Genomic DNA, 22873 nt, shown 5'->3' with positions numbered 1-22873 from the left:
ACGCAAGTCCGCTCATCAAGTCTGTGGGGAGGGTTCCGCACGGTCCAGAGGAGTCTCATTACATACACTTACTTTGAACGGTTTGTTCTCCAGATCAAAATCGATCGTGATACTTCTGCTGTACTGATCCAGATCATTTTCGATGGTATATTCTGTGGAAATCCCAAACTCTGGATGATCGCTGTATGTGTTGGGAAGATGAGTCCAACCATCACTGGAAGGATACCTCTCAATCAAATAATCCTGGGTTACATGGTTCAGTTCCTGATTATCCAATTTGATGCTGGTGTGTTTCTCATCATAAAAAACCACCATGGAATCTACCACACCATCTTCGATTTTTTGAGATGGCGTATCCGACCCTATGGACACCTGGTTTGTAATGGTCACCTCTAACAACACCCCGTCTTTTTCCAGGAGCCGGATGATGGACCCACCCGGCAGGATCTCCTGCCCATCTTTGGATAGAGACCAATCTGCCCGTGTTTCATAATATTCTTCACCCACGAACGGCTCCAGGAAATAGGGCGTCTGCCCGCTGATTTTCCAACCATCGTCGGTCAACTGCTTCAAAGAAATCGGGATCGGATAATAAACACCGTTCACTGTGAGCCCCAATTCCATATTTTCCGGCATGGCTTCACTCTCCTGTTCATCCGGCATTTGCGTGATGCTCTCTGTGATCTCCTCTGAAGCAACAGGGGTTTGGGCCGTGCCGCCCTCCCGCCCGCAGGCAGTCAGCAGTACCAGGAAACAGCACATCATCAGTATCTGCAAGTTTTTCATAACGTTCCTCCTATCGTTGCTGTTCCGTCATTCCGATACAGCCCATCAATCCCACCAGAAGTACCAGACGGTGGACTGCCGCAGGACATCCGCCAGATTGCCCACAGTGGGGTCATCCTGCTCCTGATCCACAATGTCCGGACAGAAGCCGTACTGTTCTGTGGCAGCTTCCATGGCCTGCTCCTGGGAAACAGGGGCCGGGAGCAGGAACTCCAATTCATCGTGGCTCATGGCGGCAGGGATGGCGCCATACTGCTGGAACCAGTATTTCGCCACTGCCATCAGGTCCGGTGTGTCGGGGCACTCATTCCAATTTCCAAAGGGCAGATAGGCGAAGAGCTCCCAGGGATTCTTTACCGGAATTTTGGCCAGAATGAGCGGATAGGTCATGTGGCTATCCGAATCCCAATAGCAGGAGAAGCGGTCATTGTCATAGCCGCCCTCCATCTCACCAAGAACTTCCTCCTCCCAGTCCATATCGTCATCTTCGGTTTCCGCTTTACGCTGGCCGACCAGTTCCTCCAAAACCGCCTTTCCGTCCTTGACGGGAGCGGAGAGCATCTTCTTTCGATACTCCGTTACCGTTTTGAGGTCAAATTCGTAAATGTCCGCATCATTCTCCGGGTCGGCGTTCATCACCAGACACTCCAACAGCGTTTCGTCATCCGCCTTGATGAGCACGGGAATAAAGCCCTCTTTGAAACTTCCCCGTTTGGCATAGCTGTACGCCGACATGATGGGGTCATCGTCTGCCATGGATGGGAAATAGGTACACTCGCAGTCCAGATACTCCATGATGGCCTGAGCCACCTCGGAAGGCTCCAGCGTGTCCCCGTCGAAGTCCTGTCCCTGCCAGTTTTCAAAGCGTTCCCCGATCACCTCTGCCATAGCCTGATAGTAGTCCTCGTCAAAGGGGATGAACAGGTAGGCTTCATCCTGGAACTCATCAGAGTGATACCGCTCCGGGCCGAAGAAGCGGAGGGCGTTGTCATCAACATCGGCAGGATAGTAGGGGCTGTCGCCCTCTCCGTAGTAATAGCTTGCAAAGGCACGGCCTTGCTGATTGAACAGCACAGAGAACAGACAGCCGTCCAGCTTATCCCGGATAAACGCCCGCAGATCCACACTGGCAGGATCAGCTTTGACCTGTTTGGCCACTTCGCTATATTCTTTCAGGAAGTCCTCGCCCATCAGGTTGTGCTCCATACACCAGCGCAGGTAGATGGCCATGTGGTTATAAGCATTGATGGGGTCAATAGGCAGTTCCTTCTCCTCAATGCTCTCAAGGTGATAGGAAGCGTCGTCCATCTCACCGTCAAAATCATCATTGGAAAGGGTGCCACGGGTGATAGCATCCTGGCGGGTGGGGTTTACGACAAAACTGATCCCCCTCATCTTGTTCAGCAGAGCGTCTGCACCATGTTCCAGTTTATAGTCCAATTCATCCGCATAAAGAGGGATGACCTGATAGAAGTTGACCTCCTCGCCGCCCGGCAGGGTGCAGACCTCGCTGCCATCCTCCGCATCTTGGGGACCAATCAGGGTAGCAGTACACAGTTTGGTGTTGTCTGCAAATGGTTCCCGGTTCTCCACTGTATGACCATGCCCCAACCAGCTGTCACAGTTGATGGGCAGACGGGCCAAGGATTTCAACAGGCGGATGGGCCAGTACCACTTTTCGTCTTTCATGGACTCCTGATCCAGCTTCCAGTCCGCAGGCAGCGCGATAGCCAGCTCCGCCCGCTCCAGCTTGTATTCCGCCAGCTCCGCCGGCACATTCATCCGGTGAGCACCCATACCCATGGTGACCAGGGTGTAGTAGTCCCGCTCCTCAGTGGGCGGCACGATGCAGATATCCACATGGATATCCGGGGAAACGATCTCGTGGAACACATTCTCGACATTGCCGAAATACTGATCAATGTGCCCCTCGACGGCCTCCATCTCCTCCTCGGTGTAGACCTCGGGAACACCGGTTTCTTCATCCTCGGGTGCTTCATCGTCCGGGTCATCGTCATCATCGTCAGGGTCACCGTCCGATGACGCCCAGGAGATCTTCAGGGTCATCTGCTCCTCCGGCAGACTGACACCGGGGCTGCGGGTGATGGTGTGCTTATCGTCTGCAGAAAAGCCGATAGTCTCGCCATCCTTCAGCATCACATCACACGCCAGCACATAGGAGGCAAGGCTTGCCAAAAAGTCCCGCAGATCCTCCGGCTCGGCGTCGGTGTTCAGCACCTCCATTTCCTCCTTGCCGAACACCTCCATACCGTAGGTGTAGCCGTTCAAGCCGCCCTCGCTCCGGTACAGGCCGAACCAGATCCAGTTGAAGATGGGCAGTTCGTCCTCTTTGAGCATATCGGCAAAGCCCTCATAGAAACGAGGCTCAAATACCACACCGCTGGTGTAGATGCCAGTGGCGTATTTCTGGCGGCAGCAGGCGGCCACCAGCTTGGTGAAGAGCTTACCCTTCTCCAGAATCTTTTCCTCTTTGCCCAGAATAGCCACCATGATATGGGCGCGGTGTTCCTTGGCAACTTGCACCGCATCCGGCCACATATAGTTGTTCTCGGCGTTCAGTTCCGCTTCGCCGTTGGGAATGGGATAGGCCGCCAGACTGACGGCGGCGAGCATATCACCTACCTCGAATACCAGTGCGTCGTCATCCTTCTCCTCACTGGCGTCGTATTCATCCACGGTGATGTCCCATTTTTCCTTCATGTCCCGGATGAACTGCTCTTTGTCCCATTCTCCCTTGGACAGCAGCACAAAGCCGGTGAAGACGCCTGTGTGGTCACTCTCGTTCTCGGTCTCTGCCTCGGTCCGCTTTGCGATCTCCTCCTGACACGCTTGGATCACCGCTGGGGCGTCCTCATCCTCCGGGTCCAGCTCCGCCCAACGCTGGGCGTAGGGGATGGCCTTTTCCTCCTGTCCGTAGAGATATTGATAGGCATACGCCATCCGCATATTCCACTGGGACTTGTCCTGTCCTTCCTGCCGGACGGACTCCAGCGCCTCGATGGCCCGCCGCAGGGCTTTATCTCCCCTATAGTTAGGGGTCCCCTCATCGTGATCCCCAATAATGGAATAGTTTTCCAGTGCCCGTGCCATGGCATAGGCAATACGATAGGTTCGCCAGTCCTCTGGGACGGCGTTCAATGCTTGGATGCAGCGAGTGTACTCATCCTCGTCGTTCCACTGCTCGATTTGTGCGAAGAACTCCTCCGCGTTCTCTGGGGTGTAAGGGATATAGTCCATGCCCGTCAGCGCCTCGTCCAGCTCATCCTCTTGCTCCTCAGCGTCCGGTTCCTCCTCGGGTGGTGTTTTCAGGCTCACAGTACCAGCCTCCCGGCGGAAGGTGTGGAAGCTGGCCCAGGGGATGTCACTGTCCTCGAAGAAGGTTTTCGCCTTATCCAGAGCCGCCCGGATGTCCCAGGCGATAAAGTCTACATATCCGCAGTAGAGGCCGGTGGCTCCGCCGGTGAGGGTGAGCACTTCCGGGCCGTCCCCGGTGGTGAACACTTCCTCCAGTTTGTCCCGGAAGTCGAAGATCTTCTCCGTTCCTTCCTCCTCCCGCAGGGTATCCAGGGGATAGCAGAAGAAGCCTGCCACCGCGCCGTCAGCGTGGAGATTGTCCATAAAATCATTGTCGACATTCAAATAGCCGTTGATGAGCGGCACACAGTTGGTGGAACCTGCCATCACATCCAGCCGCCAGTCGGCTTCCGGGTCTTCATTGGCTTTCATTTCGTAGCCAAGATAGCTCTCCAGATAGGCATTTGGATCAGTGGAGAGGGTCGCTCCCTTTTCTTTCAGCATATCGGGCAACTGGGACAGGAGGAAGGACGGCTCCGCCTTGGGCTCCTCCAGCACATCAAAGCTGCCTATGTATCTCATGTGGGGGATCTCGCCCAGCACTTGGTCGGTGAGGGTAGTGAGCATCCACCAGGCCCGGCCTTCCGCCTCCCGAAGCATAGGCAGCAGCTTTTCACAGTAGGCAAAAATGGCGAAGCTGTTTTCACCCTGCTCCTCCAGCCAGATCTGCACATCCTCCCCGGAAATCTCCCAGCCATCCTCGGTACGCAGACCGATGTTCTGGAGGGGCTGACGGCCAACCAGGATTTTCCAGTGCTCCAGCACCTCCTTGGGGGCGTGCTTCTGGAAGTGGACCAGCTCAAACAGCTTGACCTTGTCGCCCTCCGGGGTGAGGATCAGCTCGTACTTCTCGCCGTTGAAGCCCATCTCGAAGGAGATCTCATCAAAGATCAGATTCAGGGTTTCTTCCATTTGGGCCACGAGTTCTGCGCCGCGGGTGTGGTCTTTGTCGTTGTCCATCATCTGGCGCAATTCTGCTTCCATCTCGGCAAAGGTTTCCCACCAGTTCTCTGTCCGTTCCCGGAAGCACTCCGAGAACTGCGGCAGGGAAATGCCCTTCCTGCACCAGTCGATCAGTTCCTCAATGTCCTGTCGGGTGTTGAGCTTAGGATCATCACCGGGATGCAGTTCCAGAGCTTTTTCAAAATACCGCAGAGCGCGGCCCTCCTGGTCCAGATAATAATAGGCATACCCCATGCGGAAATTCCAAGAATAAGTTTCTCCCAGTTCCTCCTCGTGGGACTTCATCAATTCCAGTGCCCGGTGAAGCAGCTTCCTTCCCTCCGGCTCACTGGGGTCCGCCAGGTTGTTGTAGGCCCGGGCCAGCTCCATATCGATTTCCGGGGTATGCTCCTCGGAAGGAATAGCATCCAGAGTGTCAATAATTTTATGGTGTTCGTCGTTTTCATGCCACTTCTGGCACTGCTTCAAAATATCCATATCCGGGTCCTCCTCGTCCTGTTCCGGTTTCCAGTCTTTGATCTGCTGGAACACGCCATTTTCATCCCGCTCAAAGGCGCAGGGAGCGGGTGTGCGTAGCAGCGGAATGATGTCGGGATCGTCGTTGCAGATCGTGTTCAGCTTGTAGATTCCGGCATTGTTGGGGTCGTCCATGTACGCCTCGCTCTCGTCACCAGCGGTGAAGCGCCAGCCGCTGTCCCAGCCGCCGTCCGGCTTCTCCCGATAGCAGTAGCCAACCTTGCAGCCCTCCACCGTGATGCGGTTGGTGGCGATGCAGCCATCGGCACCCTCCCAGTCGGGAAGCAAATGTTTCACATCCTCCGCTTTCACATGGTAGTCCCGGTTGCGGCCAGCGGCGTCGTACAGTTCCTTCCGCAGGGATTCCACATCCCGAGCCATCTCCTGGATCTCCCCCTCGTCCATTATCTCACTGAGGTCATATTCCAGTGGGTTCTGCGCGAAATCCGCCAAAGCCTTGTTCATGGCGTCATGCTCCTCTGGCGTGGCGGTGATGCGGATACGGCGGGCGGGGGTGTTGAACTCGTCCAGATCCTGGAGGCTCACACTGCCGCTGACGCTGCACTCCAGCAGGATGGCGGCCAGGTCGGTGACCACATCAATGGCGAAGTGAAAGTCCATCTCCACGCCATTAGAGTGGGTGAACTCCAGATACTCCACAGTCTGGTGGAAGTCCCAGTTCTGCTTGTCCAGACCGATCTTGGCAAAAATCTCGCTGAGGGAGATTTCCTTCTTTTTCTGATCCTCTAAAAAGGCCACAAGGTTCAGGCTGTCATCCGAGCCTCCGATAAAGTTGCCCCAGTATTTTTTGATATACATGCGTCGCGCCTCCTTTTATTCCGGCCACTCATCTCCGTCACAACGGCTGATGAAGTCATAGTGCAAACTCTCAAAATAGTCGTTGGGATAGGATTCACCGTCCTGATGAAGCTCCAGCCCCTCCAGATCCATCATCTCATTGATATATGCAAGGGTATCGTGGATACCCGCAATATGTTCGTCCTGAAGCATCTCAGCTATTATGCTTTTCTGCTCCGGGGTCAGTGCGGCGAGAAGTTCATTTTTCGCCTTGTTGTCCTCTGTCTTGGGGAAACCATCGCCCTTGACCCACCGGGCTGTCACACTGTCTTTCCGCTCCACAAGACCGTCAATAAATGCTTTATATAGTTCAAGTTCCTTACTCATGTTAAATCCTCCATTCCCAAGTAATTTACTTTCGGATTAAGTTCCCGTCATCAATGAGGGTAGCCTCCCGGATGCGCCGGAGGGATTCCGGCTCCAGCAAAAACTCCCGCAGGTTCGGGTCCTCAAAAAAGGACATGGGACGCACCTGCGTCGGCCCGGCAACCGCCCACAGCCGCGATGTTGCCAACCGCTCCGCTGTCTGGAGCGCCTTCTCCCGTTCACCCAGATAGAGATAGCGGGCGATTGCGTCCCGATAGGAGGAGTCAGCCAGGGGCACGCCCTGAATCTCCTCAAAGAGATCTACGGCATCCCTGGCGGTTCCGAACATACAGCAGTGGTTATAGAGCTTCCGCTTGGCATCGGGATCGTCCGGCGAGAGCTTTTTATTCTGTTCCACCAGCTTTGCCCATAGCTGCTCCTTTGTCTGCGGTTCCTTCGGTTCATGGTAGGGGTAGTTCTTGTCGTTGTCCGCAAATGGCATTACGCCCCGCTTGAGGTAGTCCATCAGGATGTCACAGAACCGATCCCGCTGGGGAAGGCCGTTCTCCGCCCGGACGCGCGCCTGTTCCTTTGTCAGCGCCTCAATCATCTCCTGCTCCCGGTGGAGCTGGATGGCGGCCACCGTCATGGCAGTCATGTGTTCATCGCTCACATTGCTGTAATACCACTCCTCCAGCCAGGGAAGGATGGTCAGATCCAAAGCCAGCGCCTTTTCATAGTCCAGGTTGAAATAGGCGACCTCGGCCTTGACTGCTGCTACCTGATGGGGGTATTTATCAGCAAAGGATTCCAGAGTGTCCAAGGCTCCTTTTTTGCCATCCATGATCTCATAGCAGACCATGCGAAATTTTTTAGGCAGTTTGATTACATCCATGTTGCTTCCTCCTCAATCTGAAAGTGGTGAAATGCAGTCACTGTTTTTATTTATAGGTTTCCTTCTACCACGATTACGTAGGTATAGGTCAATGCCGTTTCAATCCACTCCAAGATAGAGTGGAGGAAGGCTGATTCCTTTTCTGTCGGGCTCGGCAGTCTGTGATTCCTTTTCCACAAAACAAACCGCCTTTGTCAATAGAGCAGGAAGCTGATCCCTATCTGCTGTCTCATACCGCTTGACCGGATGCGCCCAATCAAAATCCTGAATGATAGAAATGATGTATCTGTCCTGATACCAGCCCATATCCAGTAAAAATCCGTTTGGATATTCCACTTGCAGCATATCTTCTTTTTGTGTGTCATCCAGAAAAGTGACTGTTCCAGTGCCAAAATCCACCTTGCGCCACGCTTGAACCATCATTTATCCTCCTACAGCTTATCCCGATTTTCCTGTAAATCGCCCTGTATCAAGTGCTGGGCAATGGCTTGGTTCAGTGCCTTATGTGGGTGATAGGCTGCCTGCTCTACATCGTGCAGGCACTCCTCCATCAATGCCTCTGGAGAAATGCCTTCCCGTTTACCATAAAGGTGGCCGAAGGCATAGCACACTGACTTGAGAAAGCCGAAAATGTAGTCGTGATTTCCACACATACCGGGCAGGTCGTTGAAAGATCCCATGCCTCCGTATGCCCGAAGATGGTGGGCGACCTCACGGCGCTGGGTCCAGTCCTGAATATCCCTCTCCAGCCAGTCGATCCAGTTTTGAAATTCTGGATGGTCTGCCAGAAGGATGGAGCGCAGACAGGTCAGAGCTTCGGTATAAATATCTGTCTGTTTCATCAGAACCCTCCTGATTCTTTTAACGCTCCATCATAGGTGCGGCTTTCCCAGATGGCCTCAAATTCCGCTTTCTCTATTATGCAGGCATGGAACTCGTCGCCCCAGACATGGGTGTTGAATTCTTCCACGGTGGGGATCGGCGTGATCTCGATGGCACCGGCGTAAAGGTCGGGGATGTTGCGGGTGTGGCCGTCTGCAAAGATGTCAATGGAGCGATGGGCCAGCCGCTCATTTTCGGTATCCACTTCATAGAAGATGACCGGCGGTTCTCCCTCCGGTGCGTCCTCCCAAAAGAGTTTGATGTACTCGATCATTCCATTTCCCTCATTTGAACCAATGCCAACCCGACATAGTGCCGGTCAACTCATTCATCTGTACCGCAATGTCATAATCGCCCTGACAGCCCAGCAAAGCTGTGGGATGATCGTTTTCCAGAATCAAATCATAAAACTCAACCGCTATACCTTGGAATTCCTCTGGAATCTCCAACACAGAAAAGAAATCCACTGATTGAGCATTTTGGAAAAATTCAATGGCCGTTTTACTGCATTTTACTGTTATCCCTTTATGAGTGGTCAACTCTTTCATGCTTTCGCAGCCTCACTCATGTTCAGATACATCCCCATCGTTTTTTCATTGTCACAGGCCGCCCGGATCATCTTGGATAGCAGCATCAAATCATCGATATATTGGGAGTACACGCAGAACACATCTTCGTCGGAGTCAAAGTGAAACAGATCCTCTCCGCTGTTGTTTTCCTCAAACTCCCGGATCACGCCCTGGACCAGCCGTTCCCAGTCTCCGCTGCTGCCGGTCAGTCCCAGCCGTCGGAATTCCTCTGTCCGGAATCCGTCGCTGATCTTCAGCAGAAGGGAGATCGCATAGGGGTGGTGGGGAATGAGAAAAAATGGCGCGATCTGCTCCGGCTCCACCCAGATTTTGAATGGCGGGCGCGGATCGGGTAACCATGGAAGGATCTCCCATTCGCCCTCCCGCCGGTTTCCGTATTGGGAGAGGTCTTTCATTGCTTCACCACCTGTTCCAGTTTCTTTCTGCATTTCTCAATGTGGGCCTGCTTGGCGGCCATGATCTCCCGCACCATCTCTGTCTTCATCTGCAACAGAAGCGCGATCTTCTCAACGGGCATCCCGTCCGCCGCCAGCATACAGAGAATCTCCTTCTGTGCGGAGGCCTTGCCAGCAGAAAAACCGGTATCATAGTCGTGAGACAGCAGGGCAAAGAATTGCTCCGGTGTCAGAGTGGAAATCAGTTCCTGGTCTCTGTGGCAGATCCTGCTGCGAAGTGATTGTACTTCTTCCTGTGATAGTTTAGACATGGACTTACCTCTTTCCGGCATATCATGAACCGATTTGTTCCATATTTGCCGGGCGGAAGATCCTGCGGCCCGCCAGCAGCTCCTCCAGCTTTTTGGCCAGCGCCTCCACAATGGCGTGGCATGGGTTTTCATACCCCACGATCTCCAGCTTTTGCAGCTCGACACAGTGGAGCGTTCCATAGAAGCCCAGCATGAAATCCGTCAATTCAGCAATCATCTGGTAGCCTTCCATGTTGTCCGCATCGGTCTGGCCCTCTTTGGCGGTCATCAGACCGATGATCCCCACCGCCACAGTGAAAGCGCCGCAGCAGGACTGCTCGGTCTGCATCCCAAGGCCCATGACGGAGAACATTTTCCGGGTCTCCTCAGACAAATTCAGATGGTAATATTCATTGCAGGCCATGAACATCGCCTCGGCGCAGGTCAGGTCCGTGCCGATGTGGTAGTGGTTGACCAGTTCATAAAGTTTCATTTCTGCCATACTGTACTCCAATCGCAAAGCATTTCGTTCTCTGTCACCCGGCGCAGCTCGTCCCGCACCTCCATCAGCGCAAAGCCCAGCAGGTTTTGTCCGCGCCACTTCATCGGGTCCTGGGCCTCCAGCGAACTGGCCGCGAGGCGGATGCCCCAGATGTTATCGTAGGGGCTGGCCTCTACCAGCACACTGTCCCCGGTGGAGAGGAGAAACTCCCGCAGATCGCGGTTCTGGCTGAATTTGCACCAGTTGCCATTCAGCACAATGGCGTATTTGAACTTGTCCCATACCTTCTGGTCAAAGCCCCGCACCTTGCGGCCCAGGGCCTTGATCTGTTTGGGATCGCTGCATTTCAAAATCTGCTCCCGGATTTCACTATCGCCAAACAGCTGGGCTTTGCCCGCCATCATATACTGCTCCATGCAGAGATAGGTGTCGGCGATGGACCAGAAATCTTCCATCCACCACTGGCTGAGGCAGCTTTTTGTCAGCTGGCCGTCCTCGGAAGGCTGATGGCCCCAGAACAGGCACAGCTCCCGCTTTCTCCCCGCGGCAAACTCCTGCTGGAGCCACTGGCGGGTGTACTTTGGCTGGCCCTCCGGCTGCCATACCTCCACAAAGAAGTCGCCGTGCTCCAGCATTTCAACCTTATCCTCGTCATCCCACCAGCCCTTCCAGGTCACCGGTTCGGGAAAGAGGGCTCGGTATTCCGCCCGCTCCTCCGGTGAGAGAGTGCCCAGCCAATCGCCAAATCGGTATATGGTTTCCTCCCCATAGCCCATGCGCCAGCCGATGGAGTATCGCTCGATCTCCCGGTGGGCCAGCCAAAGGGGAGGCATGATTTTCTTATCTTGTAGTGCCATAGGGGTTCTCCTTTTCTGTTCAGTGTTATCGCAGTTCTTCTCTCACATCCAGTGGAGCGCCGTCCAGAGATGTGATCTGTGACAGCTCTGTTTCCGTCAGATTTTTCAGGAAAATGCAGTATTCGTCCGGGTGGCCTCCTACAAACTCCATTTTTGGCATTCCGATTTGCTGTGGGTCGGTGATCCACAGGCAGGGTTCTCCTGTCGCCCAAAACCGGGTCAGAGTAAGAATTTGGCCGTTATAAATAACTTTCTGCTCCATCCTTATCCCTCCTGCAGCTTCTTCAACAGCTTCACGATCCGCTCCCGGTTCTTTGCGGTTTTCATGAAGGTGGGGAGATGGTCAGCCTGGGTCATTTTCGCTCTTCCCATCGGCTTTTCCCGCAGGTCGGCGCTGAGATAGTCGATCAGATAGGCAAGGTGCTCCCGGTTGAGGGCCCAGACTGGCTTACCCTGGAAGAAGGTCAAAAACCAAAGTTCCAGGCGAACCAGGGGTCCTTGCCGCCCTGAATCTCCGCACCATAGGAGAAAGCCTCCACCGTCTTGTGTACCTCCCCCGGCATGGTTGTCCCACAGTAGGGACAGGCCACATGGAGGACGGGAAAGCGCTGCTTTGCCTCATCTTCAATATCCACCCGATAGTACCTGCCGCAGTTCCTGCATTGGTTATGGACATCATAGCGGTAGACCGTCCGATCCTGCGTCATCCGGTGGCCGCAGCTCAAGCAGCGGAAATAGGCGTCATCCTCATCCGCTGTCACCATGCCCGTGCCATGGCACTTGGGGCATTTTACCTGGAGGCCGGAGGTCAGGGCGTTGTATGCACTGTATGTAAAGTATGGTTCATCAACAATTCGGCTCATGCGCCCACACGCTCCTTTCAGAAAATTGCTTTTACAGCCGAAACCGGAATGGTTTCAAATCTTTTGCTTTGATTGTCAGATCCGAAACGCTCTTTTGCAGGACCTTTACCTGTTCCAAATACTCCGCAGGTGCGTGGATCTGCTCCAGATAGCCTGTATAGCGGATAATCTGATCCAGCGCCCGTTTCCTGTATTTTGCGATTTCCCCCAAATGGGAATAACTGCGGCCTGACATATAGTTTGGAACATCTATGTTCCGAATGATTTCTATATCAAGCGCCCCGTGCTCCTCTTTCTCAGATTTAATGGTGGACAGCATATCTTCCACAGAAAAACGGATGCCGCGCTCACAGAGAAACCGTAGTTCATCAAACAGGTAGTTCGCCACAAAATGTTCAGCCAAGGGCTCAAAAATTACATCATCCTGATACCAGCCGCCGTGGGCGCAGGAGATCAGTTCACGGTATCGCTTATCTGTGATCCACTGGCGCAGTATCTCTTTGCTCCCGCGCATCCATGCGTCCAGCCGGGCTTTTGTTTCCTCGGGGCTATCGTAGGCTGTTCCATAGCAGGGCAGACCATTGGCTTTCAGCCACTTGGTCACTGCCTTGTTGAATTTCGTGTAACTCATGTGATGCCCCTTTCAAAAATCTCGCACATGATCAAACTGTTCAATCAGGGCATCTTTCTGGAGCATATCTCCTGGCAGGGCGTCCAGGATGCCCCGCAGGGCCATGTAGATCTCATCCCGCTCCTCGGTTTCGATAAAGCCCATCTTGTTGAAGGTCTGGGTATAGGCTGTCACCGCATCCAGCGCCTGGGCCTGGGCGTCCTCGCCCGGTTCAGCGGCCAGCTTCATCAGCTGGGAACGGGTCTTGCGGTATTGATTGGCTGCTTTTTTCGCAGCGGAGGCGGGGATATGCTCCGCACCGTCCCAGCCCCGGAATGGATTATCCAGGTTTTGCGCCAGCCACTCCGGTTTCCGGGGCTTGGTGATCCGCAGATCCATTCCCGGCTTGCTTTTCCAGAGCCGCTTTGCCGCTTTTGCTGCCGTCTCCGGCAGGCTGGTCATCCAGAACCAGCGAAGTTCCGGCATCTGCTCCGGGGTGGGGATGTCGTTCGCCTCGAAGCCGAACAGGTCGAAGGTGGAGAGATTCGTCAGTTCCCGGAACCCTCCCACGGCGGAGAAGTTTTGCAGGTTTCCCGGCGCGCCCCAGAGCCGCAGCTCCTTCAGGTGGGGATGGACAGTGGCCAGTCCGGTCAGATCAAAGTCCTTCAGCTGGATGCTATGCAGCCCACAAAGGTTCGGCAGTTCCGTGTGCGGGCGGTATTCCCCGATAAATTGGAGGGTCAAACCGCTGCCATCTTCGGGGGCATGGATGGTACAGGCGTCCGGCCCCTTGTTCTGGAACAGGAGCTGCTCCGTTTCCTCACCCAGCCACAGCTCCTCCAGCCCGGTCATGTCCAGCATCAGCTTTCTGATGCTGGTGCCCCGCAGATCAAGTGTCCTCTGACCGTGGTTCAGCAAAGTCAGTTCATCAAGGAAGGGATTTCCCCGCAAAAACTCCAGCAGATCCGGGTGCCACCGCTGGCAGATGAGGTCGGAGAGGCAGGGCAGCGCCTTTAGTTCCAGCGCCGAATCGAATGGCGCGTACTGGTCCATCACCCGATGGCTGCTGACCTTTAGCGGGATGCCGCCGATCTCCGTTTGCTCGTCGCTCTCCATGGCCTCCTTGAAGGCCCGCCGCCGCTTTTCCGGGATGGCCTGCCACCGGATCTGGAGGTACACATCATAGCCGTCATTCCAGCCGCCATAGGAGCGGCAGGGCTGGTCGGTGAAGGGCGGAAGTGTACCCACCAGCGCGTACTGGGGCGGGACCTCCAGCGGCACCCGCAGCAGGTGGAGGTCACGGGACCAGTACATAAAGTCCTTGTAGAGCGGGCGGAGATGAGGAAGTTCCTCCGCCGTCAGAGGGGCGTCACCTACCCAGTCCAGAGAGAGGACCACCGCCCAGGGCTCCTTGCTCACCGAGTCCGGCGGCGCGATATAGGCCACCTGACAGGCGGTGTAGCGTTTCAGATATTGGTTGTAGACCGTATAGACCTCTCCGGTGCTGGCTTTCATGGCGCCACGCTCCTCTCATCCGTTCTTTTCCAGATAGAATCCCCATACGCAGTTGGAGAACTCTCCAGCGGCGAAGCGTCGGATTTGTCCATCAATCTCTGCCTGCCAGACCTCGAAGGTATGGTCTTGGTGATAGATCGGGTCTTTGACTTTTACTCGCTTGCCGGTGGTTTGCCAGTCGTAGTCAAAGATGTTCACACCGAACAATTTGCATTGACCGTCTGGGCCAAAGGTTTCATATTCCCATGCCATGTGATGCCTCACAATTCAACGCACTTACCTACAAAGCAACAATTTTATTCCTGCTGTAAGAGTTCTATCAAAGAATCCAAATGCTTATCCCACGATTCCCAGTGATTACTTTCTTTCCAAAGTTCTACGATTTCTCTTTCGCCATCTTCATCAGGAACTTGATTTTTAATACTCCTCAATCGCCTAAGAAGGTCTTTTCGAGCAGTAGCTGAAGCTGAGAAATTCGTTATTGCTGACCAAACATTAGAATCCTCATCATCGTAGTTTAGCTTTCCTGTTTCCTGCCATTCTGAATAAAGTTCTGCGAGCGCGATGGCGGTATTATCATAGAGAAAGTCAATTTCGTTCACTGTTTCTCCAAGAAAACCTTCCTCTTTCAGAAAGCCTATCAATCCACCTAAAGTCAGTTTCTTATGTTTGGGTAAATAATCTGATTTCAAAAGGAAAATTAGGTCTAAGCCATTATCACTTTCCAATGCTTTTACACCCCATGAACCCATCTTCCTGTACCTCCAATCTGATTCTCATGAACTTCACAATCCCGTGCGCTGCCAGCCGTTCAGCCGCTCCTGCAGCCCGTCGATCCTCCAGCCCTCGCCCACACGCTTCATGAGAAAGCGGCGGTCAAAGCCTATATTTTCCTCCCTGGTGTAGATGTAAAGCTTGTTCCGGGTGATCTGCTCCGCATCCAGGAACTGCTCCCCCTTGTAAGTACCCTGGGCACTGTACGAGAGGCCCAGGGGCCGGTAGCCCGGACGGGGCTTTTCACTCACATACTTCTCCCAGATCGCCAGCAGGCGGGGCACAGCCTCAGCGTCTTCAAACCCGGCCTGCTCCATGTACTGCTCCCATTCTGTCATCTCGGCAAAGAAAGCGGACAGCACCCTGCGGCATTCCGCCGCCGCCTGCTCATCCAGCTGGACGGGCTTTTTGGCCTTTTCCCGCTGGAGCTGGGAGAAGTGTTCCATCTGCTCCTGGGTGAACTGCACATGGGCCACCGGCTTGATGTAATTGTTGCCTGCGATGGCCAGCAGGCCCTCGTAGGTAATTGCGGTATGGTCCATCTGGATGTGGGAGAGCTTGGGGATGGAGGCCGCCTGAAGCAGCCCGGCATCGTCCAGCCTGGTGCGGTTGAGGGTCAGAAGGTCCAGCTTGCAGCCTTGCAGGGCGGCCAGGCCGCTGCCGTTGATTCCGGCGTTGCCGTCCAGAAGCAGATAGCGCAGCTTGGGCATGGCGGCAAAGACCGGAAAACAGGCGTCTGTGAGGGCGCCGTTCTCTACACCGAAATTGACCATATTTTTATGTCCGGCAAAGGGCGTCAGCAGTTCATCCGTCACTGGATAGCCTTTCACATGGAAGCCCACCAGGGTGTAACCAGCCAGCCGCTCCATGATCTCCGGGGTCAGCTCCGGGACTTCAAACTGCTTCTCTCCGTCTAAGGTCAGAATACCGTTTTCCCAGTCTGCTGTTCTGGCCCGTTTTGGTAATTCCATTGCTTACCTCCTTATTCCTGCTCTTTGTAGCTGGCTTCAATATCGATGAACCGCACATACACGGCGCAGACTTCGCCCTTGGTGTCGTAGCCGAAGTAGACGGGATAGTAACCGTCGCCCCAGCCAGAGGCGAAGATGGGCAGGTTGCAGTCGGTGTCCGGCACTGTCCAGTTGAGCCAGTCGCCGCAGTCTCCCTGATATTTGGGGTGGGCTTTGGCGTTTTCCTCCAGCAAGTCACAGAACAGGTCGTTGTAGGGGTCGATGTCCGGGGTTTCCTCCAGCCGCTTGGTCCAGTATGCCTTAAAGGCCGCCTGGGTCTGGATGTCCGCCACACAGCCCATCCCGGCGTCTACGCCAAAGCCGAAGTAGTCATCATCTCCAATCGCCGCGTCCAGCTCCTCGCTGCCTGTCATACCCAGCTCATAGCGGACAGGCTTTTCCTGGCTGACCTCCACCTTGACGCAGGCGTAGCGGTCGCCGTATTTCTCACTGGGCACCACGCAGATCTTCACGGGATAAGTCCCGGCAGGAATGGTCTGTATAAAGGGCGGTGTATCCTCCAGCTCCACCAGCGGATCGCAGACGAATATCTGCCCGGTGGGGAAATGGACGGTGCCGATGTCCAGCACATCCACCCCCATGTTCCCAATCACTTTTTCTGTAAAATGGGCTTCCAGGTCCGTTTTGCAGGCCAGCTTGTCCTTGATAGATTCGTATTTGTTCAGCCATTCTGTGGTAGGCATATCGGTATCTCCTTTCGGTCCCGGGTCCACCCGGATGATGGGCCGGTAAAAGTCATAGTCGCCGTTCAGGTCATTGTCCTCCTGCACTTCCGGCTTGCAGTGCGGGGAACAGGGCAGAAACCCCAGGAACGGCCCCAGTCCGCCGCAGATACTGCGCCCGCCGTCTCCGCCGCAGGTGGTGAGTTTGTCAGCCTGCACCACTTCCCGCATGTAGGGGTCGTAGGCGATGGACAGACCGAAGAAGTTGGGCTGCTCCATGTCATAGGGTCTGTCCTGCTCCTCATCCATGTCCTCAAACCAGCGCAGGCGCATGGAGTAGTCCAGCCCATCCCCCCAGGGGAACAGGGTGCGGCACCCGCCGCCGCACAGGTAGGCCCACTCATCCGCCGTAGGCAGTGAAAGACCTTGCTTTTCCAACTGTTCAAGAAGCGCATGGTAGTCTGTGCGGTTATAGATCCAGAGCTGAAAGCCCGTTTCTGTTCGATCTATACGGGCTGATTGATGTAAGGTAAGGCTGTCAAGGCCGCTCCAGGCAAAATCACGGAACTGCCTCAGCCAGTCAGGGTGGGCAGTCAATCTGGGATTTTCCATCTGAACCGGCTCCCAGCAGAGTTCCTCCAACTCCCGGCCCACCAGCATGGGGCCGATGGCCGCCTGCCGGACGGGAGCCAAGCTTTCTCCAATGAATTCTGCCGGGTCCTGCTCCAGTTCCCATTCTTGAAACAGGTACTCTAATTCTGCCCGGCTCTCCTGATTCAGTCCCACGGCAAACCTGTCCCAGCCAAGGGTAACGGTATCACCGGGAACAAAGACAAACTCCCGGCCATCTTTCCTGAAGATTCCAGTGGTGCAGCTCTGGCCCCAGCGGTCAAAGTGCTCTATCCGCACAAAATCCAGGTGGTACTGCTCTGAAAGCTGCTCCATGAGAGCTTGTCTTTTCTCAGGGGAGAGCTGGTCAAACTGGGGACGAAGCAGCATTTTTCCCATGTCCAGCCGGTTGTCTGCACACTTCTGTGGCAATTTGGATTCCTTCCCTGGGAGGAAGAAGGGCAGATTCGGATAAGTTTCTGCATACTCCCGCCAGGGCTCCAGCCTTCGGGGCTTGTTCGCCGTCCGCAGGAAACCCCAGAAGTCGGTGGGGTAACGAAACACCGGCCCCACGCCGTTCCGTCGGGTGACGATGACCACCGTTCCATCGGTGAGCACGCCAATGTGCTGCATCTTTTCGCTTCCGAACATCCCCGGACGGATGCGCAGCACCTCCCTTGTGCTCATGTTGATAAGCTGGGCAAAGTCATCAGAGAGGATCTCTCCATTTCCCTGCACCAGCAGCCAGTCTTCGGTAAACCAGCGAAGTTTCAGCCCCTCACCCATTCCGGGCAGGTCGGCGATTCGGCACCGTCCGGTGTCCATGTCCAGCTCCAGCAGGCATTCCTTCACCCGCCACTTGCCGCTGACGGCGTGGATCATGTAAATACGGCCTGTGCCGGGAACGGGGACCGCTTCGGAGAGATGGTCGTATCCGTACAAAGGGAAGGGGTGCTCCGTGACCTTGCCATTTTCCCAGCGGTAAATGTGCCCCTTGTACCACTCATTGGAAAAATAGATCCGGCCAAGCCCGTCCGCCGTGATGCCGCAGTGATAGGTGCCGCTCCAGCCATCCTTGGGCAGCGGACAGTTTTTTACATCCTGGCAGGTGCCCCGGCCGGTCAGTTCAATCCGTGTAGCGTTGGTGGGATCGCCCACCCAGAGGGAATAGTCGGCCCAGAAAAAAGATTTCGGTGCGCCCTCATATCCGATGGGGGAAGGCTCAAAAAAGTTTAGAGTATTGGGGTTTTTGCATAGCAATGCCTTTCCAATCACCCCACTTGCGGAGGCCCTTGAAGCGGCATACAGCCCGGTTTGATTCGAATAGGAAATGCACCCGAAATGGCATAGACTCATGGAGCGGGTCACTTTCGGCGGACGGCAGCGCAGATCTGCCACACAACCATATTTCCATTCCTCGGAATGGATGCTTTTCCATTCCCCGGCCGCAAAGTCCCCTGCCAGAGAATTGAAGAAATAGTCGTGCTCGGTCTCAAGGATGTATTCCTCGCAGGGCATCAGAGCCCCGGGGTCCTGCTCTTTGGCATGGGCGCCCCATTTTCGTCCGGGCTGTTTCATCAGGCGGCAGTATTGCCCATGCTTTTTACAAAAGTGTTCCAGTTCGCTGCGTTCTTCCTCTGGGATCAGGATAAACAGATACTCGTCCTCTGCATCCAGGTTATATAGTGCCCAGCCGAAGGCGGACAGCTCCTGACCCAGAGCGTCCACACCCTTTTCGTGGGGCAGTTTCATATACTGGACGCCGACGGCATCAAAGCGTTCCTCCAGCAGCACCGGGACCTGTGCGCTCCATTTTTCTCGAAGTTCGGCCAGAGTGTCCTGCACAGCTCCGTCAAATTTCAGAATGTCCAGCGCATCGTCGATCTGTTGCTTGAAGTCAGCCATAAGCAAGTCTCCTCTTTTTCTGGTCTGCTGGGTACAGTGACAGCCATATGGTCAAATCGCGGACATTCTCCCCACGCCATGGTCGTCACCAGCTCCTTTCGCAGATAGCTTCCTCTTTCAATCTTTTTTTAGGTGTTTAATGTACTCACTTTCTGAGCCGTCCCAGCAGCAGTTCACGCACCGGCCATTCTGAAAATGATGGGGACAATTCGGGTAGCCATAGAGAATATGGGCACATTCCGGACACAGCCCCATCATCTGTGAGGAGCCTTTGAAAAACAGGCTGCCGCACTCATCGCAAATGACCAGTTCTTTTTCTGCCATGGGTATCACCAGTCCCTTTCCCGGATGGCCTCCTCAGTGTCAATGGGGATATTGAACCACTCCAGAATATAGGCCACGGCTGCCGCAATGCATTCCCGTGCCACCGTTTCGATCTCGCTGTCGTTCTCGTCAAACTCCTCCTGGAGATCATTGATGCCGCAGACCGCCTCGTCCAGTGTCTCCTGCACCACTCCGGTGGCGGTTTCGCCGCTCTCCAGCAGATCGATGACCTTCTGGAGCTCGTCCTTTACCTTGTCCACCAGAAAAGCAGGATAGTAATCGTCCTGATACATCTCGTCCAGCAGTTTGTAATTGGGGTCAAATGATTTCATAGGAATTGCTCCTTTCTCATTCAAACATCAAACCGTATGATTCGGTGAGGCTGCCATCATCCTCATGGAAAATACACTGATACAGAGGCTGACGCTGTGTTGCTTTGCGGAACCGCTCCAGAACCGGAGCCAGCGGCTCATCGGCAGGGATGCCGAGAGCATCAGACACCCGCCGCCAGCTGTCCATATCCATATCTTCCAAGTTACAGTTGCGCTGTCTCTGCCCGTATTCCTCCAGTGTTTTGGAATCTACATAGTGCTTTGCGTCACAGCAGTCGTGCCAGCAGATACAGCTCACGATCAGGGAAAAGAGGTCATCCATGTTCTCGGCCAGACGGCCTGCCTCACCTTCGCTGCTGTAATATCCAATGGAGCCATCTTCCAACAGGTGGTATTCTCCGCCGGAGCCATCCCTGGCAAAGGCCATACCGGGCAGGGAAAAGGTGCATCGGCCTTCCGCGTCATCCCGCGGGGATAACTCATCCAGCAGGAAGAAGTCAAACAGCGAATCAAATTCCTCTGCCAAATCAGGGGTTTCACGCAATATCTTCAAATAGTCCATTGTCGTTTTCCTCCGTTTACGGTTCTTGGGCCATTTTGCGCAGCTGTTCCAGCCACTGTGTTTCTTCCATTATCTCATCGTTCTGGTAAAAGTGGTCTTTATCGCGGGCCAAATGGTCAGCGAGCGGAGGTGCATCCAGCGGGGTGCATACCGTAAAACTGTCCCGATCCGCCCCTTTGATCTCCCGGTTGAGGTAGTACACCCGCTTGGCATCGCGGGAATACCAGTGCCCAAGTAGTTCCCAGGAAGTCAGCTCTGCTTTGGAAAGCTGTTTGCCGTAGGCATAGATCCGTTTCTCATCCCTGGCAAAATAGGTGTCGCCCAACGAGCGGAAAGAGGAAACTTCCGCGCCCTTGATGATCTTCACCTTGCCGTCTCCATTGTGGAAGTAGACCTGCCGGCTGTCCTTTGCATATCCCTGGGGCGCACCCGAATCGTTCTGGCCGTTGTCCAACACCTGGAAGGCTGCCAGCTCTGCATCCGAGATTCTCCCGCTGGTGGTGTAGACGGCTGTTTTATCCATCGCGTAGGCATAGTTTAACACCCGAAACGATGCCGGGTCTGCTCCACGCAGGCGAATCCCGCCGAGAAAGCAGGCCGTAGAGGATTTGCCCCAGTAACGCCAGCAGCAGAAGTCTTTGGGCGCAACACCCTTCAACAAGCCGTTTTCATATAGGCCGGAGAAGTAAACCGCTCCATCCTTGAGGAAAAACTCGTTGTCCACCGGCTTTGTGTTGGTGATCGGTTGGAGCATTTCTCCGTGCTCGGCTGTGATGCTCAACTCGATCTCATCGTCGCTATAGATCAAATGGAGCCCATGATGGGCTTTTCCATCAAAATGCAGTTCAATGTCATGGTATTTGAGAATTAAGGGCTTCCTGCCGCTTCTCATCGTGGAAACAGCATCGGGCTTGCCGAATATCTCCATGATCTCATCCTGTGACATTCCAAATTTCAACGGTGAAATGTTCTGAGGATTCTGCAATATTTGATTGCGCCAAGTAGTAAAGTTCTGTTTCATACTTTTAATAGCACTGGAGGACCAGCCATATCCGATCAAAGCGGCGGGCTGCCAGATCCTCTTTGGTGATGTAGAAATAGATATGCCCGCAGTCTCCGAACATCAACTCGAAGTCACCCTGCTCCACGGTATCCAGCTGGAACAGCAGCATCCAGCGGTCACGGGCCGTTTCTTCCGCCTGCTGTCGCACCTCCTTTGGAATCTTGATCCACCCATTGCCCAAATAGTAGCCTTGGGTCACCATATCACATTCGACAAACATACTGTTCTGAATCACATCGGGCCAACCCAGCAGTTGGGAGCGGTCAGCCGGGTCCTCTGCGTCCTCACCGGTCAGTTCCTCCCAAGCATCGTTGAAAGCGTCGTCATCCTCCTCATCTGGGAACACCTCGCTGAAGTCCTGCCAGGAAGGATAGGAGGATTTTGAGTCCATCTTGATTTTGACCATCGGAAACTTGAAATCTTCCTCCATATCCGCCGGAAAATCGGCGGAGGACAGCGCGGAAGTGTCCTCAAACCAGTAGACACGGGCACAGCCCTGATCCTTGGGGTCATAGCCCCAGCACTGGGTATCCGTCTCATAGAAGAAGGAGAGCAGGCCGTGATCGGGCAGAAGATGCTCCTTGTCAAACTGGGCCAGCTCCGCACAGTTGAACTGAGCCAGGAAAGTGAGAGGACGATCCTTCACCACATGGTCATAGCTCTCGCCCTCATAGGTGGGCCAAACAAAGTCCGGCGGCACATCCGGCTGCCCACCGAAGCGGGTGGCACCCAGCTTGTATGTCTCTTTTCTGGCAATTTTCAGCTGAATGCTGTTTCTGCCCAACGACTCCAGTTTTTCTTTGATGCTCATGTCAGTTCCTCCTTGATGCGTTCTCACAGCTTTCCATCCAGTGCCTCAACCGTTTTCATGGCAGCGGAATCAAATCTGCACTGCCGCAGTTCACGTTCGATCAGGGCAAACACATCTGGAAAGCATTCGATCTCATCCTGGTACTCATATTTCGCATACAGTTTCCCGTACTCCGAGATCCAAACCTCCGCCGGGTAGTAGTAGCCGACGTGGCCGATGGGCTGGCACTTCTGACCAGCTGCCTGCTCAATTTCCGCCAGCTCACAGCCGGACATATCCCGGAAATAGGCGTCCTCCAAATGGTTTTTGATTCCGTTGACCAGGTAAGGGAACAAAGCGAATTGAAAGTCAGCCGCCCAGTTCAGTTTTTTCTGTTCCAGATACCACTCACAGCACAGGCCGAAATACTTGCGGTAAAACCGCTGGGTGGTCTTCATCATCGGGACACCGTGATCGGCGTAATACTTCTCCGCAATGGAGATGTCCACTTTTCGCCCTTCCTGCCATCCGGCGTACTCCATCAGCTGCCTGACCTTGCTTTTGAGATCTCCGGAGATGGGGATGCGTTCTTTGATCATTCAATTCATCTCCTGTCTG

The 22873-nt window shown here is 54.4% G+C and carries 26 protein-coding genes; all 26 read right to left on the bottom strand.

Annotation, left to right across the window (positions count from 1 at the left end; translation table 11 throughout):
• Nucleotides 1-15: 15 nt before the first annotated feature.
• The 26 genes from L9O85_RS09595 to L9O85_RS09470 all read right to left on the bottom strand — a co-directional run bounded on the left by L9O85_RS09595 (nt 16) and on the right by L9O85_RS09470 (nt 22854).
• Nucleotides 16-786 carry a hypothetical protein gene (locus L9O85_RS09595; RefSeq protein WP_301578526.1) on the bottom strand — a complete coding sequence of 257 codons (771 nt, stop codon included), beginning with the start codon at nt 784-786 and terminating at the stop codon, nt 16-18.
• Between the two features lie 45 nt (nt 787-831).
• Nucleotides 832-6459: an immunity protein Imm33 domain-containing protein gene (locus L9O85_RS09590; RefSeq protein ID WP_301578525.1), complete on the bottom strand. Its 5628-nt coding sequence runs from the start codon at nt 6457-6459 to the stop codon at nt 832-834.
• A 15-nt stretch (nt 6460-6474) separates the two neighbouring features.
• The gene (locus tag L9O85_RS09585; RefSeq protein WP_301578524.1) at nt 6475-6825 is read right to left on the bottom strand and encodes a DUF6547 family protein; all 351 of its coding nucleotides are present in this window, start codon (nt 6823-6825) and stop codon (nt 6475-6477) included.
• Between the two features lie 25 nt (nt 6826-6850).
• A complete protein-coding gene (locus L9O85_RS09580; RefSeq protein WP_301578523.1) occupies nt 6851-7699 on the bottom strand; it encodes a hypothetical protein in 849 nt (282 codons plus the stop codon).
• 99 nt (nt 7700-7798) lie between these two features.
• Nucleotides 7799-8122, bottom strand: coding sequence for a hypothetical protein (locus L9O85_RS09575; RefSeq protein ID WP_301578522.1), 324 nt, complete (start codon nt 8120-8122; stop codon nt 7799-7801).
• Nucleotides 8123-8130: 8 nt separating this feature from the next.
• The gene (locus L9O85_RS09570) at nt 8131-8541 is read right to left on the bottom strand and encodes a DUF6966 domain-containing protein (RefSeq protein ID WP_301578521.1); all 411 of its coding nucleotides are present in this window, start codon (nt 8539-8541) and stop codon (nt 8131-8133) included.
• Complete coding sequence (locus L9O85_RS09565; protein ID WP_301578520.1) at nt 8541-8855, bottom strand: DUF6881 domain-containing protein; 315 nt, start codon at nt 8853-8855, stop codon at nt 8541-8543. Before L9O85_RS09565 ends, L9O85_RS09570 begins: the two co-directional genes overlap by 1 nt.
• Before the next feature lie 10 nt (nt 8856-8865).
• Complete coding sequence (locus L9O85_RS09560; RefSeq protein WP_050623985.1) at nt 8866-9129, bottom strand: hypothetical protein; 264 nt, start codon at nt 9127-9129, stop codon at nt 8866-8868.
• Nucleotides 9126-9566 carry an Imm51 family immunity protein gene (locus tag L9O85_RS09555; RefSeq protein ID WP_108980935.1) on the bottom strand — a complete coding sequence of 147 codons (441 nt, stop codon included), beginning with the start codon at nt 9564-9566 and terminating at the stop codon, nt 9126-9128. Before L9O85_RS09555 ends, L9O85_RS09560 begins: the two co-directional genes overlap by 4 nt.
• Nucleotides 9563-9877, bottom strand: a complete 315-nt coding sequence (locus L9O85_RS09550; RefSeq protein ID WP_108980936.1) for a hypothetical protein — start codon at nt 9875-9877, stop codon at nt 9563-9565. Before L9O85_RS09550 ends, L9O85_RS09555 begins: the two co-directional genes overlap by 4 nt.
• 22 nt (nt 9878-9899) lie before the next feature.
• Nucleotides 9900-10358 carry a C-GCAxxG-C-C family protein gene (locus tag L9O85_RS09545; protein WP_242850309.1) on the bottom strand — a complete coding sequence of 153 codons (459 nt, stop codon included), beginning with the start codon at nt 10356-10358 and terminating at the stop codon, nt 9900-9902.
• Nucleotides 10346-11215, bottom strand: a complete 870-nt coding sequence (locus L9O85_RS09540) for an NADAR family protein (protein WP_301578519.1) — start codon at nt 11213-11215, stop codon at nt 10346-10348. The genes L9O85_RS09545 and L9O85_RS09540 overlap by 13 nt, the downstream gene beginning before the upstream one ends.
• 25 nt (nt 11216-11240) lie before the next feature.
• On the bottom strand, nt 11241-11477 hold the full coding sequence (locus L9O85_RS09535; protein ID WP_193955471.1) for a hypothetical protein: 237 nt from the start codon (nt 11475-11477) through the stop codon (nt 11241-11243).
• Between the two features lie 2 nt (nt 11478-11479).
• Nucleotides 11480-11683, bottom strand: a complete 204-nt coding sequence (locus tag L9O85_RS09530; RefSeq protein ID WP_301578518.1) for a hypothetical protein — start codon at nt 11681-11683, stop codon at nt 11480-11482.
• Complete coding sequence (locus L9O85_RS09525; protein WP_301578517.1) at nt 11680-12078, bottom strand: hypothetical protein; 399 nt, start codon at nt 12076-12078, stop codon at nt 11680-11682. The genes L9O85_RS09530 and L9O85_RS09525 overlap by 4 nt, the downstream gene beginning before the upstream one ends.
• A 31-nt stretch (nt 12079-12109) precedes the next feature.
• On the bottom strand, nt 12110-12709 hold the full coding sequence (locus tag L9O85_RS09520; protein WP_301578516.1) for a hypothetical protein: 600 nt from the start codon (nt 12707-12709) through the stop codon (nt 12110-12112).
• 12 nt (nt 12710-12721) lie between these two features.
• Nucleotides 12722-14203: a hypothetical protein gene (locus L9O85_RS09515; RefSeq protein WP_301578515.1), complete on the bottom strand. Its 1482-nt coding sequence runs from the start codon at nt 14201-14203 to the stop codon at nt 12722-12724.
• Nucleotides 14204-14218: 15 nt separating this feature from the next.
• Nucleotides 14219-14455, bottom strand: coding sequence for a hypothetical protein (locus tag L9O85_RS09510; protein ID WP_301578514.1), 237 nt, complete (start codon nt 14453-14455; stop codon nt 14219-14221).
• A gap of 44 nt (nt 14456-14499) precedes the next feature.
• Complete coding sequence (locus L9O85_RS09505; RefSeq protein WP_050623993.1) at nt 14500-14955, bottom strand: DUF4259 domain-containing protein; 456 nt, start codon at nt 14953-14955, stop codon at nt 14500-14502.
• A gap of 33 nt (nt 14956-14988) precedes the next feature.
• The gene (locus L9O85_RS09500) at nt 14989-15948 is read right to left on the bottom strand and encodes an NTF2 fold immunity protein (protein WP_301578513.1); all 960 of its coding nucleotides are present in this window, start codon (nt 15946-15948) and stop codon (nt 14989-14991) included.
• Nucleotides 15949-15959: 11 nt separating this feature from the next.
• Nucleotides 15960-19184, bottom strand: coding sequence for a DUF4241 domain-containing protein (locus L9O85_RS15195; RefSeq protein WP_430688771.1), 3225 nt, complete (start codon nt 19182-19184; stop codon nt 15960-15962).
• 329 nt (nt 19185-19513) lie between these two features.
• Entirely contained in the window at nt 19514-19840 is a 327-nt protein-coding gene (locus tag L9O85_RS09490) for a DUF5713 family protein (RefSeq protein WP_050623996.1), read from the bottom strand.
• Nucleotides 19841-19856: 16 nt separating this feature from the next.
• Nucleotides 19857-20402, bottom strand: coding sequence for a hypothetical protein (locus L9O85_RS09485; RefSeq protein ID WP_050623997.1), 546 nt, complete (start codon nt 20400-20402; stop codon nt 19857-19859).
• Nucleotides 20403-20418: 16 nt separating this feature from the next.
• Nucleotides 20419-21423 (bottom strand): DKNYY domain-containing protein, encoded by a 1005-nt coding sequence (locus L9O85_RS09480; RefSeq protein WP_301578512.1) that lies wholly within the window; start codon nt 21421-21423, stop codon nt 20419-20421.
• Nucleotides 21424-21427: 4 nt separating this feature from the next.
• On the bottom strand, nt 21428-22276 hold the full coding sequence (locus tag L9O85_RS09475) for a YwqG family protein (RefSeq protein ID WP_301578511.1): 849 nt from the start codon (nt 22274-22276) through the stop codon (nt 21428-21430).
• 23 nt (nt 22277-22299) lie between these two features.
• Nucleotides 22300-22854, bottom strand: coding sequence for an SUKH-3 domain-containing protein (locus L9O85_RS09470; RefSeq protein ID WP_256182175.1), 555 nt, complete (start codon nt 22852-22854; stop codon nt 22300-22302).
• Nucleotides 22855-22873: the final 19 nt, after the last annotated feature.

Source organism: Lawsonibacter asaccharolyticus (genome assembly GCF_022453915.1).
GTDB classification, from domain to species: domain Bacteria; phylum Bacillota; class Clostridia; order Oscillospirales; family Oscillospiraceae; genus Lawsonibacter; species Lawsonibacter asaccharolyticus.
Note: the sequence above shows the minus strand (reverse complement) of the source record. Positions and strands in the feature narration are given on the sequence as shown.